At 37.0% G+C, this 13,245-nt stretch carries 15 protein-coding genes and 1 tRNA gene; 11 read left to right on the top strand and 5 right to left on the bottom strand.

Annotated features, from left to right (window positions below; genetic code table 11):
• Positions 1–37 precede the first annotated feature (37 nt).
• The 3 genes from pth to BD809_RS04400 all read right to left on the bottom strand — a co-directional run bounded on the left by pth (position 38) and on the right by BD809_RS04400 (position 2,464).
• Positions 38–604 carry an aminoacyl-tRNA hydrolase gene (pth, locus tag BD809_RS04410; RefSeq protein ID WP_148781730.1) on the bottom strand — a complete coding sequence of 189 codons (567 nt, stop codon included), beginning with the start codon at positions 602–604 and terminating at the stop codon, positions 38–40.
• Between the two features lie 275 nt (positions 605–879).
• Complete coding sequence (locus tag BD809_RS04405; RefSeq protein ID WP_148781729.1) at positions 880–1,497, bottom strand: 50S ribosomal protein L25/general stress protein Ctc; 618 nt, start codon at positions 1,495–1,497, stop codon at positions 880–882.
• Between the two features lie 25 nt (positions 1,498–1,522).
• Positions 1,523–2,464 carry a ribose-phosphate pyrophosphokinase gene (locus tag BD809_RS04400; RefSeq protein WP_148781728.1) on the bottom strand — a complete coding sequence of 314 codons (942 nt, stop codon included), beginning with the start codon at positions 2,462–2,464 and terminating at the stop codon, positions 1,523–1,525.
• A 234-nt stretch (positions 2,465–2,698) separates the two neighbouring features.
• Between BD809_RS04400 and BD809_RS04395 the strand changes: the two genes are divergently transcribed.
• The 6 genes from BD809_RS04395 (at position 2,699) to BD809_RS04370 (ending at position 6,140) form a co-directional block, all read left to right on the top strand.
• The gene (locus BD809_RS04395; RefSeq protein ID WP_148781727.1) at positions 2,699–2,950 is read left to right on the top strand and encodes a GIY-YIG nuclease family protein; all 252 of its coding nucleotides are present in this window, start codon (positions 2,699–2,701) and stop codon (positions 2,948–2,950) included.
• A gap of 4 nt (positions 2,951–2,954) precedes the next feature.
• Positions 2,955–3,036: transfer RNA gene (locus BD809_RS04390), tRNA-Leu, on the top strand.
• A gap of 119 nt (positions 3,037–3,155) precedes the next feature.
• Entirely contained in the window at positions 3,156–3,740 is a 585-nt protein-coding gene (locus tag BD809_RS04385) for a HupE/UreJ family protein (RefSeq protein WP_148781726.1), read from the top strand.
• Between the two features lie 60 nt (positions 3,741–3,800).
• A complete protein-coding gene (locus BD809_RS04380) occupies positions 3,801–4,232 on the top strand; it encodes a deoxycytidylate deaminase (protein WP_148781725.1) in 432 nt (143 codons plus the stop codon).
• Positions 4,225–5,832, top strand: coding sequence for a S41 family peptidase (locus tag BD809_RS04375; RefSeq protein ID WP_246131424.1), 1,608 nt, complete (start codon positions 4,225–4,227; stop codon positions 5,830–5,832). Before BD809_RS04380 ends, BD809_RS04375 begins: the two co-directional genes overlap by 8 nt.
• Before the next feature lie 2 nt (positions 5,833–5,834).
• Positions 5,835–6,140 carry a hypothetical protein gene (locus BD809_RS04370; protein ID WP_148781724.1) on the top strand — a complete coding sequence of 102 codons (306 nt, stop codon included), beginning with the start codon at positions 5,835–5,837 and terminating at the stop codon, positions 6,138–6,140.
• 14 nt (positions 6,141–6,154) lie between these two features.
• Here the strand turns inward: BD809_RS04370 and BD809_RS04365 are convergent, their stop codons facing one another.
• Positions 6,155–6,349 carry a hypothetical protein gene (locus BD809_RS04365; protein WP_148781723.1) on the bottom strand — a complete coding sequence of 65 codons (195 nt, stop codon included), beginning with the start codon at positions 6,347–6,349 and terminating at the stop codon, positions 6,155–6,157.
• Positions 6,350–6,925, bottom strand: a complete 576-nt coding sequence (locus BD809_RS04360) for a MarC family protein (RefSeq protein ID WP_148781722.1) — start codon at positions 6,923–6,925, stop codon at positions 6,350–6,352.
• Between the two features lie 160 nt (positions 6,926–7,085).
• Here BD809_RS04360 and BD809_RS04355 point away from each other — a divergent pair, with 160 nt between their 5' ends.
• The 5 genes from BD809_RS04355 (at position 7,086) to BD809_RS04335 (ending at position 13,239) form a co-directional block, all read left to right on the top strand.
• Complete coding sequence (locus BD809_RS04355) at positions 7,086–7,658, top strand: DUF3109 family protein (protein ID WP_148781721.1); 573 nt, start codon at positions 7,086–7,088, stop codon at positions 7,656–7,658.
• Between the two features lie 514 nt (positions 7,659–8,172).
• Positions 8,173–9,150, top strand: coding sequence for a ribonucleotide-diphosphate reductase subunit beta (locus BD809_RS04350; protein WP_148781720.1), 978 nt, complete (start codon positions 8,173–8,175; stop codon positions 9,148–9,150).
• 283 nt (positions 9,151–9,433) lie between these two features.
• A complete protein-coding gene (locus BD809_RS04345) occupies positions 9,434–11,896 on the top strand; it encodes a ribonucleoside-diphosphate reductase subunit alpha (protein WP_148781719.1) in 2,463 nt (820 codons plus the stop codon).
• A gap of 99 nt (positions 11,897–11,995) precedes the next feature.
• The gene (locus BD809_RS04340) at positions 11,996–12,502 is read left to right on the top strand and encodes a zinc ribbon domain-containing protein (RefSeq protein ID WP_148781718.1); all 507 of its coding nucleotides are present in this window, start codon (positions 11,996–11,998) and stop codon (positions 12,500–12,502) included.
• On the top strand, positions 12,499–13,239 hold the full coding sequence (locus BD809_RS04335; protein WP_148781717.1) for a CPBP family intramembrane glutamic endopeptidase: 741 nt from the start codon (positions 12,499–12,501) through the stop codon (positions 13,237–13,239). The genes BD809_RS04340 and BD809_RS04335 overlap by 4 nt, the downstream gene beginning before the upstream one ends.
• The last annotated feature ends 6 nt before the right edge of the window (positions 13,240–13,245 follow it).

The raw sequence follows: 13,245 nt of genomic DNA, 5'->3' as shown, positions 1-13,245 counted from the left end.
CATGGTAAAATTAATCAATTGTGCGGAGACTTCTCCTTTATTTTCCGTTAAAGCTGGACATGGTGTTACCAAGACCAGCAGTAGCAAACGATTGTATGGCTTGTATGGTTTTGTCAATGCGCTCTGGTAATGCTGCAGCTTCCTCTTTGTCCCATTCCCCCAAAACATAATCAACTTGCCTGCCTCTGCCGAAGCTCGCACCTACACCAAATCGAAAACGGGCATAATTTGAGGTGTTAAGTTGCGCTTCAATATCTTTAAGCCCATTATGCCCCCCTGCACTGCCTTTACCTTTTAAGCGCAGCATCCCAAAATCCAGATTGAGATCGTCGGTTACCACCAGCAGGTTTTCTACAGGTATTTTTTCTTTTTCTAACCAATAACGTACCGCTTTACCACTTAGGTTCATATACGTATTGGGTTTGAGTAAAATAAGTGTTCTGCCTTTATATTTGTAGGTAGTTATATCTCCGAGTTTTTGAGTTTCAAAAGCTAATTTTTCTTCTCTGGCCAATGTGTCTAATACTTTGAAGCCTATATTATGACGAGTGTTATCATATTTGGGTCCTATATTGCCCAATCCTGTGATAAGAAATTTTTTCATTGGATCATCTAAATTTTTGATCTCGCTCTTGCGAAAATAGTTTTTCAAGAATTTCGTAATTAACAAAGGCATACAGTTGCTTTTTTGCGTGAGGGATAGCAGCGATTACCCCGCAAAGTATGAGCTTTTGCATTTTGCAAAAGTGCATAATTGAGGAGTAAAAGTGAATAGCCCGACCCTTTTGGGTCACGTCCACCACACTTATCAAATGGTAAAAATAAAAAAAGCATTCTGAAAATGAATCAGAATGCTTTTGATTTGTTTGAATGTAAGAATTATGCTTCAGCAGCCGGAGCTTCTGCAGCTGGAGTTTCTCCTTCTTCTTCGTCTTCATCTTCTTCAACAACATTACGAGATGTTTTAACCATACAGATTACTGTATTGTCCGGGTGAAGAATAGTAAAATCATCACTCGCTACATCGGTAACATATAATTTATTTCCGATTTTTAAGTTAGTGATATCTCCTTCGATAACATCAGGTAAGTTTGATGCTAATCCTTTTACTTTGATACGTCTTAAGTTAAAACGTAAAACCCCACCGTTACGAACACCTCTTGAGTTTCCGGTAGTTCTAAATGGAAGTTCGATAGTAATTGGCTTATCATCAAAAATTTCAACGAAATCGATATGTAAAATTCTATCAGTTACAGGGTGAAATTGAATATCCTGAAGGATTGCGTTAATTTTTGTCCCATTATCCAACGCAATTACCACGGTATGAACGTCTGGAGTGTACACTAGATCTTTGAAAGCTGATTCTGGAGCCGCAAAGTGTGTAACAGTGTCTCCACCGTAAACTACACAAGGTACCTGTCCAGCATTACGTATGGCTTTTGTTGATTTTTTACCTACGCTTTCTCTTTGAGATGCATTGATTGTTAATGATTTCATTTTAATTTATATTACGAGTTATTAATTACATTATAAATTTAGAGCTTATCGACTCATTGTTATGAACACGATGCATAACATCGGCAAATAAGTTAGCACAGCTAACGACTCTAATTTTTTCACAAGATTGTTTTAAAGGAATTGAATCAGTAACAATTAATTCTTGCAATCTTGAGTTTTCGATTTTTGTATAAGCGTCACCTGATAGAATCGGGTGTGTGCATATAGCTCTTACGCTTAAGGCACCTCGCTCCATCATAAGGTCAGCGGCTTTGGTCAATGTACCGGCAGTGTCTACCATGTCATCAACTAATACTACATTTTTACCGGTAACATCACCAATTAATTCCATATGAGAAATTACGTTGGCTTTAGCGCGCTGCTTATAGCAAATTACTACATCACTTGCCAATGCCTTAGAGTAGGCGTAAGCTCGCTTTGAACCTCCCATATCCGGAGATGCAATCGTCAAATTTTGCAAATTTAGCGATTGTAAGTAGGGTAAAAATACAGTAGACGCAAAAAGGTGATCTACGGGTTTTTCAAAAAATCCTTGAATCTGATCTGCATGTAAATCCATGGTAATGATACGGGTTGCACCGGCTGTTTCCAGCATTTTGGCAACAAGTTTTGCGGCAATTGGCACACGAGGTTTGTCTTTACGATCTTGTCTGGCCCAACCGTAATAGGGGAGCACAGCCGTAATGTGTCTTGCAGAAGCTCGTTTAGCAGCGTCCAGCATTAACAACATTTCCATTAAATGGTCTGAGTTAGGATGTGTGGATCCGATGATAAATACTCTCGATCCTCGCACAGATTCTTCGAATGAAGGTTGAAACTCTCCGTCACTATAGGTGGAGGTAATTACTTTTCCTAATTTAGCACCATAAATGGAAACAATTTTTTCGGCAAGTTCGGTACTTTGATTACAAGCAAAAAACTTTGCTTCTGTAACTGCGGTTGACATAGATAAACTATTGTTTAATAATCGATTAACGTGTGCTTTTTCAAAACAAGGTGCAAATTTAGAAATTTATTTCAACTCTAGCAGTAAATTGTTAGATATTTAATGGTGAAAATGGAATATTTTATTAATTTTGCCATCCATTAATGCTCGAGTGGCGGAATTGGTAGATCTACCTGTCGGTAGACAGGCCTGCTGCCGACAGGCAGGCGCGCTTGGGTATAATTTTTTGAGTAAATGATCTTGGTTTATGCGATTTCTAGTATAGAAAAGAACTATATTTACGTAGGAATGACGGCCGATTTGGATGAACGTTTGAAACGTCATAATGCCGGGAGAGAAAGAACAACAAGGTTTTATGCTCCTTTTCGGTTAATTTATACCGAAGAGTGTAGTGATAGAGTAGCAGCTCGAAAGAGAGAAAAATATTGGAAGTCTGGTGTTGGTAAAGAACAACTAAGACAGTATAGGAATAAAAATATAAGTTAGTTAAGCTCGAGTGGCGGAATTGGTAGACGCGCTGGATTCAAAATCCAGTTCTTTCGGGAGTGTGGGTTCGATTCCCACCTCGAGTACTTCGATAAAAACCAGGTCAATTTGATCTGGTTTTTTCTTTTGTTAAAGAATTTTTAGCGTAGTTCTGCGTTGAATCCATAAAATTGTATTTTAGCATAAATTCAAAACCCTAAATACTATGTCCGAATTTTGGTTATATCTTAAACTTGGTTTTAACCACGTACTGGATTGGAATGCCTATGACCACATTCTATTTTTAATAGTGCTTACCGTTGCGTATACTTTTGATAGCTGGAAGCGCATTTTATTATTAGTTACCTTCTTTACGCTTGGGCACACTTTGTCCTTGTTTATGGCGGCCTATAATGTGATCTCTGTAAACTCTGATATGATAGAGTTTTTGATTCCTGTTACCATCTTTGCAGCCGCATTATTTACATTGTTTACGGCAAGTAATTCCTCAAAAAATGCAAAAGCGGGAATTTTATATGGTACTACTATATTTTTTGGATTAATCCATGGCTTAGGTTTTTCAAGTTATTTTAAAGCAATCAGTTCTAATACAGGATCAAAATTGTTACCACTTTTAGAATTTGCTCTTGGAATTGAGGCGGCTCAGATTGTGGTAGTGTTACTGGTTTTAATTTTTAGTTTTATATTTCAGACGATCTTCAGATTTTCAAGAAGAGACTGGATTTTGGTGATTTCTTCAATTGTTATTGGTTTAGTTTTGCCGATGATATTCAATGCCAGAATTTGGTAGATTTTTAATATCTTAAGAGTCACAAATGAAATGTAATTATATTTTTATGATAAATTAAGGATGCCAAATCAAAAACAGCTTAAGTATGACAAGGCATATTTACGTATCGCCAGAGAATGGGGTAAATTATCCCATTGTGAACGTAAAAAAGTTGGTGCGGTTATTGTAAAAGATAGGATGATAATTTCTGATGGCTTCAATGGAACCCCTACCGGTTTTGAAAATCCTTGTGAAGATGAAGCAGGCTATACAAAGTGGTATGTCTTACACGCTGAGGCCAATGCGATATCAAAAGTAGCGTCCTCAACACAATCTTGTAAAGGGGCGACCTTATACATCACGTTGTCACCTTGTAAAGAGTGTAGTAAGTTGATTCATCAGGCTGGTATTAAGAGAATTGTATATCAATACGGATATAAAGATGATGCCGGATTACGGTTTTTAGAAAAGGCGGGAGTTATCATAGAACAGATAGTAGACTTAGATGAATAGAAGGAAGATGGGAACTTCAAAAAAATATATACCTTTTTGGATCGGATTAGCAATGGGAGCCGGAGTTTTTCTTGGGAGTAAACTTAACTTTCAAGATCAATCAGATACCTTATTTTCTTCGAATGTAAAAAAAGAAAAACTCAATCGATTAATTGACTATATCGATTATGAATATGTTGATGAAATCAATACCGACAGTATTGTCGATGTGACCGTGAATCGTATTTTAGAAAATTTAGATCCCCATTCCGTATATATTTCCCCCGAAGAGTTAGAAGGTGTAACCGAAAGTATGCAGGGGGATTTTATAGGTATTGGAGTGAGTTACTATCCTTATAGAGACACTATATCAGTTATAAACACTATTAAAGGCGGGCCAAGTGAGAAATCAGGTATTAAGGCAGGGGATCGTATTTTAATGGCGGATCAAGATACGCTGTTTGGTGAAAATCTGTTGCGAGACGAACTGGCAGGCAAATTGAAAGGTGCTTTAAATAGCCAAGTACAACTAAAAGTTTTCCGAAAAGGAAAGGGAGTCTTTGATGTGGTAGTAAAAAGAGGAAAAGTTCCTATCAAAAGTGTAGATGCCTCCTATATGTTGACCGATAAGATTGGGTATATTAAGATAAATCGGTTTGCTGAAACTACCTACAAAGAATTTAAGAAGTCTCTCAATGTCTTATTGAAAGCTGGAATGAATGAGCTGGTTTTGGATTTGCGGGATAATGGGGGCGGTTTTATCACACCGGCTTTGCGAATCGCTGATGAATTTTTGGAAGAAGAAACTTTAATCATGTTTACCAAAAATAAAAAAGGAGCCGTCGAGAAAAATTATGCCACAGGAAGAGGTAGTTTTCAGGAAGGAAAGATTAGCGTTTTGATAAATGAAAATTCCGCTTCGGCCAGTGAAATTTTGGCGGGAGCTATCCAGGATAACGATCGGGGTACTATTATCGGCCGCAGGTCTTATGGAAAAGGGCTTGTGCAACGTGAGATGTCCTTAGGCGATGGGAGTGCGGTTAGGTTAACAATTTCAAGATATTATACACCTACCGGAAGATCTATCCAAAAACCTTATGGAAATGGTAATAAAGCATATTTTAATGAATATTTGGAGCGTTATAAAAACGGAGAGTTGCAAAGTGTTGATAGTATTCAGGTAGCCGATTCTTTAAAGTTTAAAACACCTAAAGGAAGAATTGTCTATGGCGGCGGAGGTATCATTCCTGATCATTTTGTGGCTAAAGATAGTACGAGAGTAGGAGAGACCTTAAATTATATGCTGCGTTCAGGATTTATTGGGCGTTATGTATTTGAGGCTTTGGATGAAAAAAGAGCGACATACAATAAACTTTCATTAGCAGAGTTTAAAAATAGTACTATAGTAGATGATGAATTTGTGGATGGTTTTCTGTTATTTGCGAGAAGACGGGATATACAAATGAATGCATCGGAGTTTGCAGAACCATTAAAGCGATATTTGAAAGCAACTATGGCAGAACAATTATTTGGAACCAACGTATTTGAGAAAATATTGAATAAAAATGATGCTATGATCGAACGAGTGTTAACCCTTTCTCATAACGACCAGAAGGAGTAGGTATGGTGTTGTGGAACGAGTACCTCATCCCGATTGCGATATGTTCGCCTATTTTCTTTTTTATTCTTGCCGTTGCTTGCCGGCTACTGGATAATAGTGCGTCCATGTTTCTTGATCACGAAATTTTGGTAGACTCTTCGTATGTATCAGCAGATTTGATACGTGAACAATTGGATAAAACACAGAATCCCAAACTCAAAAAAGCCTTGCAAAAAGCTTTAATTTTTAGAAGACTTCACACCGCTTTTATTGCTTTAATGTTGATTTCAATACCTATAACAATCTTGATGTGTGTTACCTTGCTTTAGTGAAACAGGGTGTTTTATTTACGCTTGTCGTTGATTTTTTTTGAGGTAAGCAAAATAAGCAAGAGCAATATTGCACAAGCTGGAGCAATGACTCCAATTAAGGCAGTTTTACTGTCGCCTTCAAAAATGTTACTCGTGTCCAGTAATGTTATATTGTAACTCATTAGAGCAATACCAAGAACAATGAGAATATAGATGAAAATTTTCATTTAGAATAAGTCTTTAATGTTTGCGGTAAATAACTTTACAGCTATCGCTAATAAAATCACACCAAATATTTTCCGAATAACATTGATGCCTTGTTTTCCCAATACGCGTTCAATTCGCCCGGATGATTTCAAAACAATATATACAAAGATAATGTTTACGATGATGGCGACAATGATATTTACAGTCTGAAATTCTGATCTAAGCGAAAGTAAAGAAGTCATCGTACCTGCTCCAGCGATTAATGGAAATGCTAAGGGAACCACGGCGGCTGTTTCAGGTGCATCATCGCGATACAATTGGATACCTAGAATCATCTCCAAAGCAATAAAAAAGAGAATAAAGGATCCTGCGACGGCAAAAGAGTTTACATCAATCCCGATAAGATTTAGAATTTCTTTTCCCAGAAATAGAAAAACTATCATAAGTATACAGGCCACAATACTTGCTTTCTCACTTTGGATATGACCTACTTTTTTTCTTAGGTCTATGATAATGGGAATACTTCCTATTATATCAATAACCGCAAACAGAATCATGCTAGCGGTAAAAATCTCTCTAAAGTCAAAAGAAAACATAGTCGGCTGTTTTTAATTCCTGCAAAAGTATAGGTTAATACGATATAAATGTAGGGCAAATTTGCAAAATAACAAGTTTGGACAAAAAAAGGGTATACAAGTGTGATTTGGAAAGATGTTTTTGTAGGATTCAATTTAGAAAAACTAGTATCTTCGCGCCATGTTTCAATTAGGAAAAACCATTATCTCAGAAGAGATTATAGAAAAAGATTTTGTGTGTAATCTGTCAGCGTGTAAAGGCGCATGTTGTATTGACGGTGAAGCTGGTGCACCATTAGAAGAAGATGAGACAAAAATTTTAGAAAACATCTATCCGGTAATTAAATCATACTTGCGTCCAGAAGGTGTGGCTGCGATTGAGTCTCAGGGTATTTTTGTCAAAGGTACGGATGGTGAATGGGAAACTCCGTTAATTAATGGCGCGGACTGTGCTTATGTGATTTTTGATGAAAAAGGTACCGCACTCTGTGCTATTGAAGAAGCGTATAATCAAGGAGAAGTAGATTGGAAAAAACCGGTTTCTTGTCATTTGTATCCAATACGAGTGCAGGATTATTCTGAGTTTGCGGCGGTTAATTATCATAAGTGGGAAATTTGTGATGATGCTTGTACGTTGGGCAAAGAGCTTCAGGTACCGGTTTATAAGTTCGTTAAGGCTGCTCTTATCAGAAAATTTGGTGAAGACTGGTATTCCGAACTTGAAAAAGTAGCAGAGCAACATAAGAAGAAGTAGCAACACATTGCTTTGTGATAAGATAGATTAAAATTTTTACACCCTTTGCTTAATTAAGTAAAGGGTGTTTTTTTGTAAATAATTGGTGTTGTATGGAGCAATCGCTTTCTGCTCTTTTTTAAGGATATTTTGTTTAACGGGACACGTTATTTTTTAATATAAATGATTTTTTTGGACAAAATAGGTGAAATTATAGTTACGGTTTCTCCGTAAAAGAGCTTGGGAATTCCCTTTGTTGTTTATAAGTTGAAAAACGGCTTAGCAAGTGTAAAATTAGGGGTTATTGCAAATTTTTGGCGTTAAATGTTCAAAGATTTTTTTACAACCTAATTGCATGAATTTCAATAGGTTGCAGCCTTTCTATTAGGGGTTTGCGCAGCTTTGCTTAATAAACCCATGTTGAAAACTTTGTTGAAAACGTTTGTGAAGTTTTGGGGGTAAATCTCATCTTATTTTTGATCTTTGTAAAAGACGAGCGAAACAAAAATCACTACAAAAAATAAAACGGATCACGATGAATGTTGAAGAGCCAATTTTGCAAGAAAATAAAGACCGATTTGTAATTTTTCCAATTAAGCACCATGATATTTGGGATTGGTACAAGAAGTCTGAAGCGAGTTTTTGGACCGCAGAAGAAATTGATCTGCATCAGGATATTACAGACTGGTCATCAAAACTTACAGATGACGAACGTTATTTTATAAAACATATTTTGGCATTCTTCGCAGCATCTGATGGAATTGTTAATGAAAATTTGGCAGAAAATTTTGTAAACGAAGTACAGTATAGTGAGGCAAAATTCTTTTACGGTTTTCAGATTATGATGGAGAATATCCATTCTGAAACTTATTCTTTGTTAATTGACACCTATGTCAAAGATGAGAAGGAAAAAGATATGCTCTTTAAAGCAATTGATAATTTTCCTGCTATAAAGAAGAAGGCGGATTGGGCCCTGAAATGGATTGAATCTGATTCTTTTGCTGAGCGTTTAATTGCATTTGCGGCGGTAGAGGGGATTTTCTTTTCCGGAGCTTTCTGTTCAATCTTCTGGTTGAAGAAAAGAGGTTTAATGCCCGGACTTACTTTCTCTAATGAGCTAATTTCCAGAGATGAGGGTGTGCATTGTGATTTTGCTGTACACTTGCATAATCATCATTTAGTAAACAAAGTGCCAAAAGAACGTATCCGAGAAATTATCATCGACGCACTTACGATAGAACGTGAGTTTATTACGGAGTCACTTCCTGTAAGTTTAATCGGGATGAATGCAAAACTGATGACACAGTATCTGGAATTTGTTACTGATAGATTGTTAGTTGAGCTAGAGTGCGAAAAAGAATACGGAACTGCAAATCCATTTGATTTTATGGACATGATCTCGCTTCAGGGAAAGACTAATTTCTTTGAGAAACGAGTGTCAGAATACCAAAAAGCCGGAGTGCTTAATAAAGATAACGAGGATAGTAAGATAAGTTTTGACGCAGATTTTTAGTCCGTAACTTATCAAACAATATATTCATTCTGAGCTAGTCATGACTAGTGCCTATGTTTAATAAGGCTAGCTCAGTTTGATACGTCTACCAAAGACTTTAAGATTTTAATAAAAAGGGGCAGCTCTGCTTATGTATTAATAAAAAATACTTTTGACGATATAGTGTGTAGTCACTTGGGGAGGACGCTATATCATCAGGATTATATCCGGCAGACTGTACGAATAATAACACAAATTAGTAGCATGTTCTTTTTAAGGGAAGAACTTAAAACCACCACGTAGTATGTATGTAATTAAAAGAGACGGTCGCAAAGAACCCATTATGTTTGACAAGATTACCGCAAGGGTAAGAAAACTTTGTTATGGACTTAACCCACTGGTTGATCCGGTCAAAGTAGCTATGCGTGTTATCGAAGGATTGTATGATGGCGTTACTACGAGCGAGCTTGATAATCTGGCTGCAGAGATTGCCGCAACGATGACAATCACGCATCCGGATTATGCAAAGTTAGCAGCTAGAATATCTGTTTCTAATTTACATAAAAACACCAAAAAGACTTTTTCTGAAGTGGTTACAGATTTGTATGAATATGTAAATCCTCGTACCAATAAAAAAGCGCCCTTAATTGCAGATGATGTCTACGAAGTGGTGCAGAAAAACAAAGAAAAATTAGACTCTACTATTATTTATAATAGAGATTTTGGGTACGATTATTTTGGGTTTAAAACACTGGAACGTTCGTATCTGCTCAAAATAAACGGTAAAATTGCCGAGCGTCCACAGCATATGCTTATGCGTGTATCAATTGGGATCCATCTTAATGATCTTGACGCAGCTATTGAGACGTATGAGTTAATGTCCAAAAAATATTTTACCCACGCTACACCAACACTTTTTAATGCCGGGACACCAAAGCCACAAATGTCATCATGTTTCTTATTAACCATGCAGGATGATAGTATTGATGGTATTTATGATACCTTAAAGCAAACAGCTAAAATCTCGCAATCAGCGGGTGGTATTGGATTATCAATACATAATGTGCGTGCAACAGGATCATACATAGCAGGAACCAATGGTACGTCTAACGGTGTAGTGCCGATGTTACGTGTTTTTAATGACACGGCTAGATATGTAGATCAAGGTGGTGGGAAACGTAAAGGATCTTTTGCAATTTACGTGGAGCCATGGCATGCGGATATTTTTGATTTCCTGGACCTTAAAAAGAATCACGGTAAAGAAGAAATGAGGGCAAGAGACTTGTTCTACGCCATGTGGATACCGGATTTGTTTATGAAACGTGTGCAAGAAGATGCAGAGTGGACGCTGATGTGTCCTAATGAATGTCCTGGTCTTTTTGATGTGCATAGTGATGAGTTTGAAGAAAAGTATCTGAGATTCGAAGCTGAAGGGAAAGGTCGTAGAACCATTAAGGCACGTGAGCTTTGGGAGAAAATTTTAGAATCTCAAATTGAGACGGGTACACCGTATATGTTGTATAAAGATGCGGCAAACCGTAAATCAAATCAACAAAATTTGGGAACGATACGCTCCTCAAACCTGTGTACAGAGATATTAGAGTACACAAGTCCTGATGAGGTTGCTGTATGTAACCTAGCTTCTATAGCATTACCAATGTTTGTGAAAAATGGTGCCTTTGATCACAAAGAGCTTTTTAAAATCACTAAACGAGTAACCAAAAACTTAAACCGCGTCATAGATCGTAATTACTATCCGGTTAAAGAAGCAGAAAACTCTAATGTACGTCACCGTCCTATTGGGCTAGGGGTACAAGGTCTTGCGGATACTTTTATCCAGTTACGTATGCCATTTACCAGTGATGAAGCAAAAAAATTAAATCAGGAGATTTTTGAAACACTATATTTTGCAGCGGTGACGGCCTCTATGGAAGAAGCAAAAATCGACGGACCGTATCAAAGCTATGAAGGGTCTCCGATTTCAAGAGGAGAATTCCAGCATAATTTATGGAATATTAAAGATGAAGAATTAAGCGGTCGCTGGGACTGGGATGGATTACGTAAAAAAGTATTAGAAAACGGAGTACGTAACTCTTTATTAGTAGCACCAATGCCAACTGCCTCTACTTCTCAAATATTAGGGAATAATGAAGCCTTCGAACCGTATACAAGTAACATTTATACGCGTCGAGTGTTATCAGGGGAGTTTATCGTTGTTAATAAGCACTTGTTAGAGGATCTTGTTAAATTGAATTTATGGAGTGATGAGGTGAAAGATGCAATTATGCGTGCTAATGGATCGATACAGAATATAGATATCATACCACAGGATCTTAAAGAATTATATAAAACAGTATGGGAGTTGAGTATGAAAGATATTATCGATATGTCACGTCACAGAGGATATTTTATCGATCAGTCACAGTCGCTCAACCTATTTATGGAAGGCGCTACGATGTCCAAACTAACTTCAATGCATTTTTATGCATGGAAGAGTGGACTTAAGACGGGAATGTACTACCTAAGAACAAAATCAGCCGTAGATGCTATTAAGTTTACGTTGAAAAAAGAAGTCGCTCAAGTGCCACAAGCAGAAAAGGTAGCTGCCAATGCCGCGCAAGTTCTAGAAGCTCAGGTGGCAAAGCCAAGCCCGGCACCAGAGGCGGTTGCGCCAGAAGGTACCGCGCTAAGTCCGGATGAATTAAGAGCGATTATAGCACAATCCAAAGAAGCAGAGGGTGACGATTGCCTGATGTGTGGATCATAAGGTTACATGTTTTAGATTCTGAAAAGGGGAGTTTTCTTATGAAAGCTTCCCTTTTTTTAATACTTTTAAAAACCCCTTTTATCAATGTAACCTAATATTATGGAAGAACTTACCATGCAACAACCTGTCTGTAGTCAGTGTGAAACAGTGCTTACAACAGAAACTAAATTTTGTACCCACTGTGGATATCCTGAACTGGGATCAGAAAAAGAACAATCTCAATTTCATGCTAAACGCGTGATGGCTAATCAACAACACGAAGTAAATACAAAACGTATAGCTTCAGCGCAAAAAACACTATACTGGATGTCGGGAATATTTCTGGTTTTCGGATTGTTCTATTTCTTTAGGACAGAGGATATCTCTATTCTTATTACAAACGCCATACTTTCTATCTTGTATTTGCTGTTAGCGTTCTGGACAAAAGAGAAACCGTTTGCAACGCTATTGTCTGCTTTACTATTGTACCTTACAGTTATAGCAATTAATGCAGTTGTCGATCCTATGAGTCTTTTAAGCGGAATTATAATGAAAGTAATTTTCCTTTCGCTTTTAATTAAGGGACTGTATTCAGCATCACAAAGCACTTCAATGCGTACTATATGACGTGTCATTCCTGTACCCAACCGATTAATGCTAGTTCAAACTATTGTGCACATTGCGGAACATCCATAAGTTTAAGAAAAAGACAAACGCGTAGTGAGGGCCTTAACCTTATTATTGTGTTTTATATAGTTGAGCTGGTATTTTTAACAATAGTACATCTCATTTATAATGATCACACCTCATTAACTACAGAAATTGCTATAGAGAGTGTTTCAGCTGCTTTAGTATTGATCTTTGTGTTTTTCGACATCAAAAATATAGTTCCGTTATATTCCTTGCCAAAATTACGTCCTCTTGAGTGGATCGGTGTACTTTGGGCACCTTTTATAACCGGTTTTTCGGTTTATTACGGAATAGAGTGGATGAATGCTGTCTTATTTGATGAAAGTACAAACTACTACGCTACTTATGTGGAGTATAATAATCCTTTTCTTTTGGCTTTTGTTTTTATAGCAATACTTCCTGCGATTTTTGAAGAAGTAGCCTTTAGAGGGTTTCTATTTAATCAATTAGAAAGAATTACCTCGGTTCGTATCACCATCTTGCTAACGGCATTTTTGTTTGCTTTAGTGCATTTTTCCTTTATATCGATCCTGTGGATCTTTCCTTTCGGACTTTTACTTGGTTATTTAAGACATCGCTATCAAAGTTTATGGTTAGGAATGATAATTCATTTCGTACATAATTTGATAATAGTATCTTTGGACTATTATTATTTTGATCCACTATTTTATTAATAGACC

The sequence above is a fragment of the Aquimarina intermedia genome (assembly GCF_008124785.1).
Taxonomy (GTDB): domain Bacteria; phylum Bacteroidota; class Bacteroidia; order Flavobacteriales; family Flavobacteriaceae; genus Aquimarina; species Aquimarina intermedia.
Note: the sequence above shows the minus strand (reverse complement) of the source record. Positions and strands in the feature narration are given on the sequence as shown.

Excerpts from the sequence above, each read along its gene's own strand:
- pth (WP_148781730.1), bottom strand. The coding sequence starts at position 604 with ATGAAAAAATTTCTTATCACAGGATTGGGCAATATAGGACCCAAATAT.
- BD809_RS04405 (WP_148781729.1), bottom strand. The coding sequence starts at position 1,497 with ATGAAATCATTAACAATCAATGCATCTCAAAGAGAAAGCGTAGGTAAA.
- BD809_RS04400 (WP_148781728.1), bottom strand. The coding sequence starts at position 2,464 with ATGTCAACCGCAGTTACAGAAGCAAAGTTTTTTGCTTGTAATCAAAGT.
- BD809_RS04395 (WP_148781727.1), top strand. The coding sequence starts at position 2,699 with ATGATCTTGGTTTATGCGATTTCTAGTATAGAAAAGAACTATATTTAC.
- BD809_RS04385 (WP_148781726.1), top strand. The coding sequence starts at position 3,156 with ATGTCCGAATTTTGGTTATATCTTAAACTTGGTTTTAACCACGTACTG.
- BD809_RS04380 (WP_148781725.1), top strand. The coding sequence starts at position 3,801 with ATGCCAAATCAAAAACAGCTTAAGTATGACAAGGCATATTTACGTATC.
- BD809_RS04375 (WP_246131424.1), top strand. The coding sequence starts at position 4,225 with ATGAATAGAAGGAAGATGGGAACTTCAAAAAAATATATACCTTTTTGG.
- BD809_RS04370 (WP_148781724.1), top strand. The coding sequence starts at position 5,835 with ATGGTGTTGTGGAACGAGTACCTCATCCCGATTGCGATATGTTCGCCT.
- BD809_RS04365 (WP_148781723.1), bottom strand. The coding sequence starts at position 6,349 with ATGAAAATTTTCATCTATATTCTCATTGTTCTTGGTATTGCTCTAATG.
- BD809_RS04360 (WP_148781722.1), bottom strand. The coding sequence starts at position 6,925 with ATGTTTTCTTTTGACTTTAGAGAGATTTTTACCGCTAGCATGATTCTG.
- BD809_RS04355 (WP_148781721.1), top strand. The coding sequence starts at position 7,086 with ATGTTTCAATTAGGAAAAACCATTATCTCAGAAGAGATTATAGAAAAA.
- BD809_RS04350 (WP_148781720.1), top strand. The coding sequence starts at position 8,173 with ATGAATGTTGAAGAGCCAATTTTGCAAGAAAATAAAGACCGATTTGTA.
- BD809_RS04345 (WP_148781719.1), top strand. The coding sequence starts at position 9,434 with ATGTATGTAATTAAAAGAGACGGTCGCAAAGAACCCATTATGTTTGAC.
- BD809_RS04340 (WP_148781718.1), top strand. The coding sequence starts at position 11,996 with ATGGAAGAACTTACCATGCAACAACCTGTCTGTAGTCAGTGTGAAACA.
- BD809_RS04335 (WP_148781717.1), top strand. The coding sequence starts at position 12,499 with ATGACGTGTCATTCCTGTACCCAACCGATTAATGCTAGTTCAAACTAT.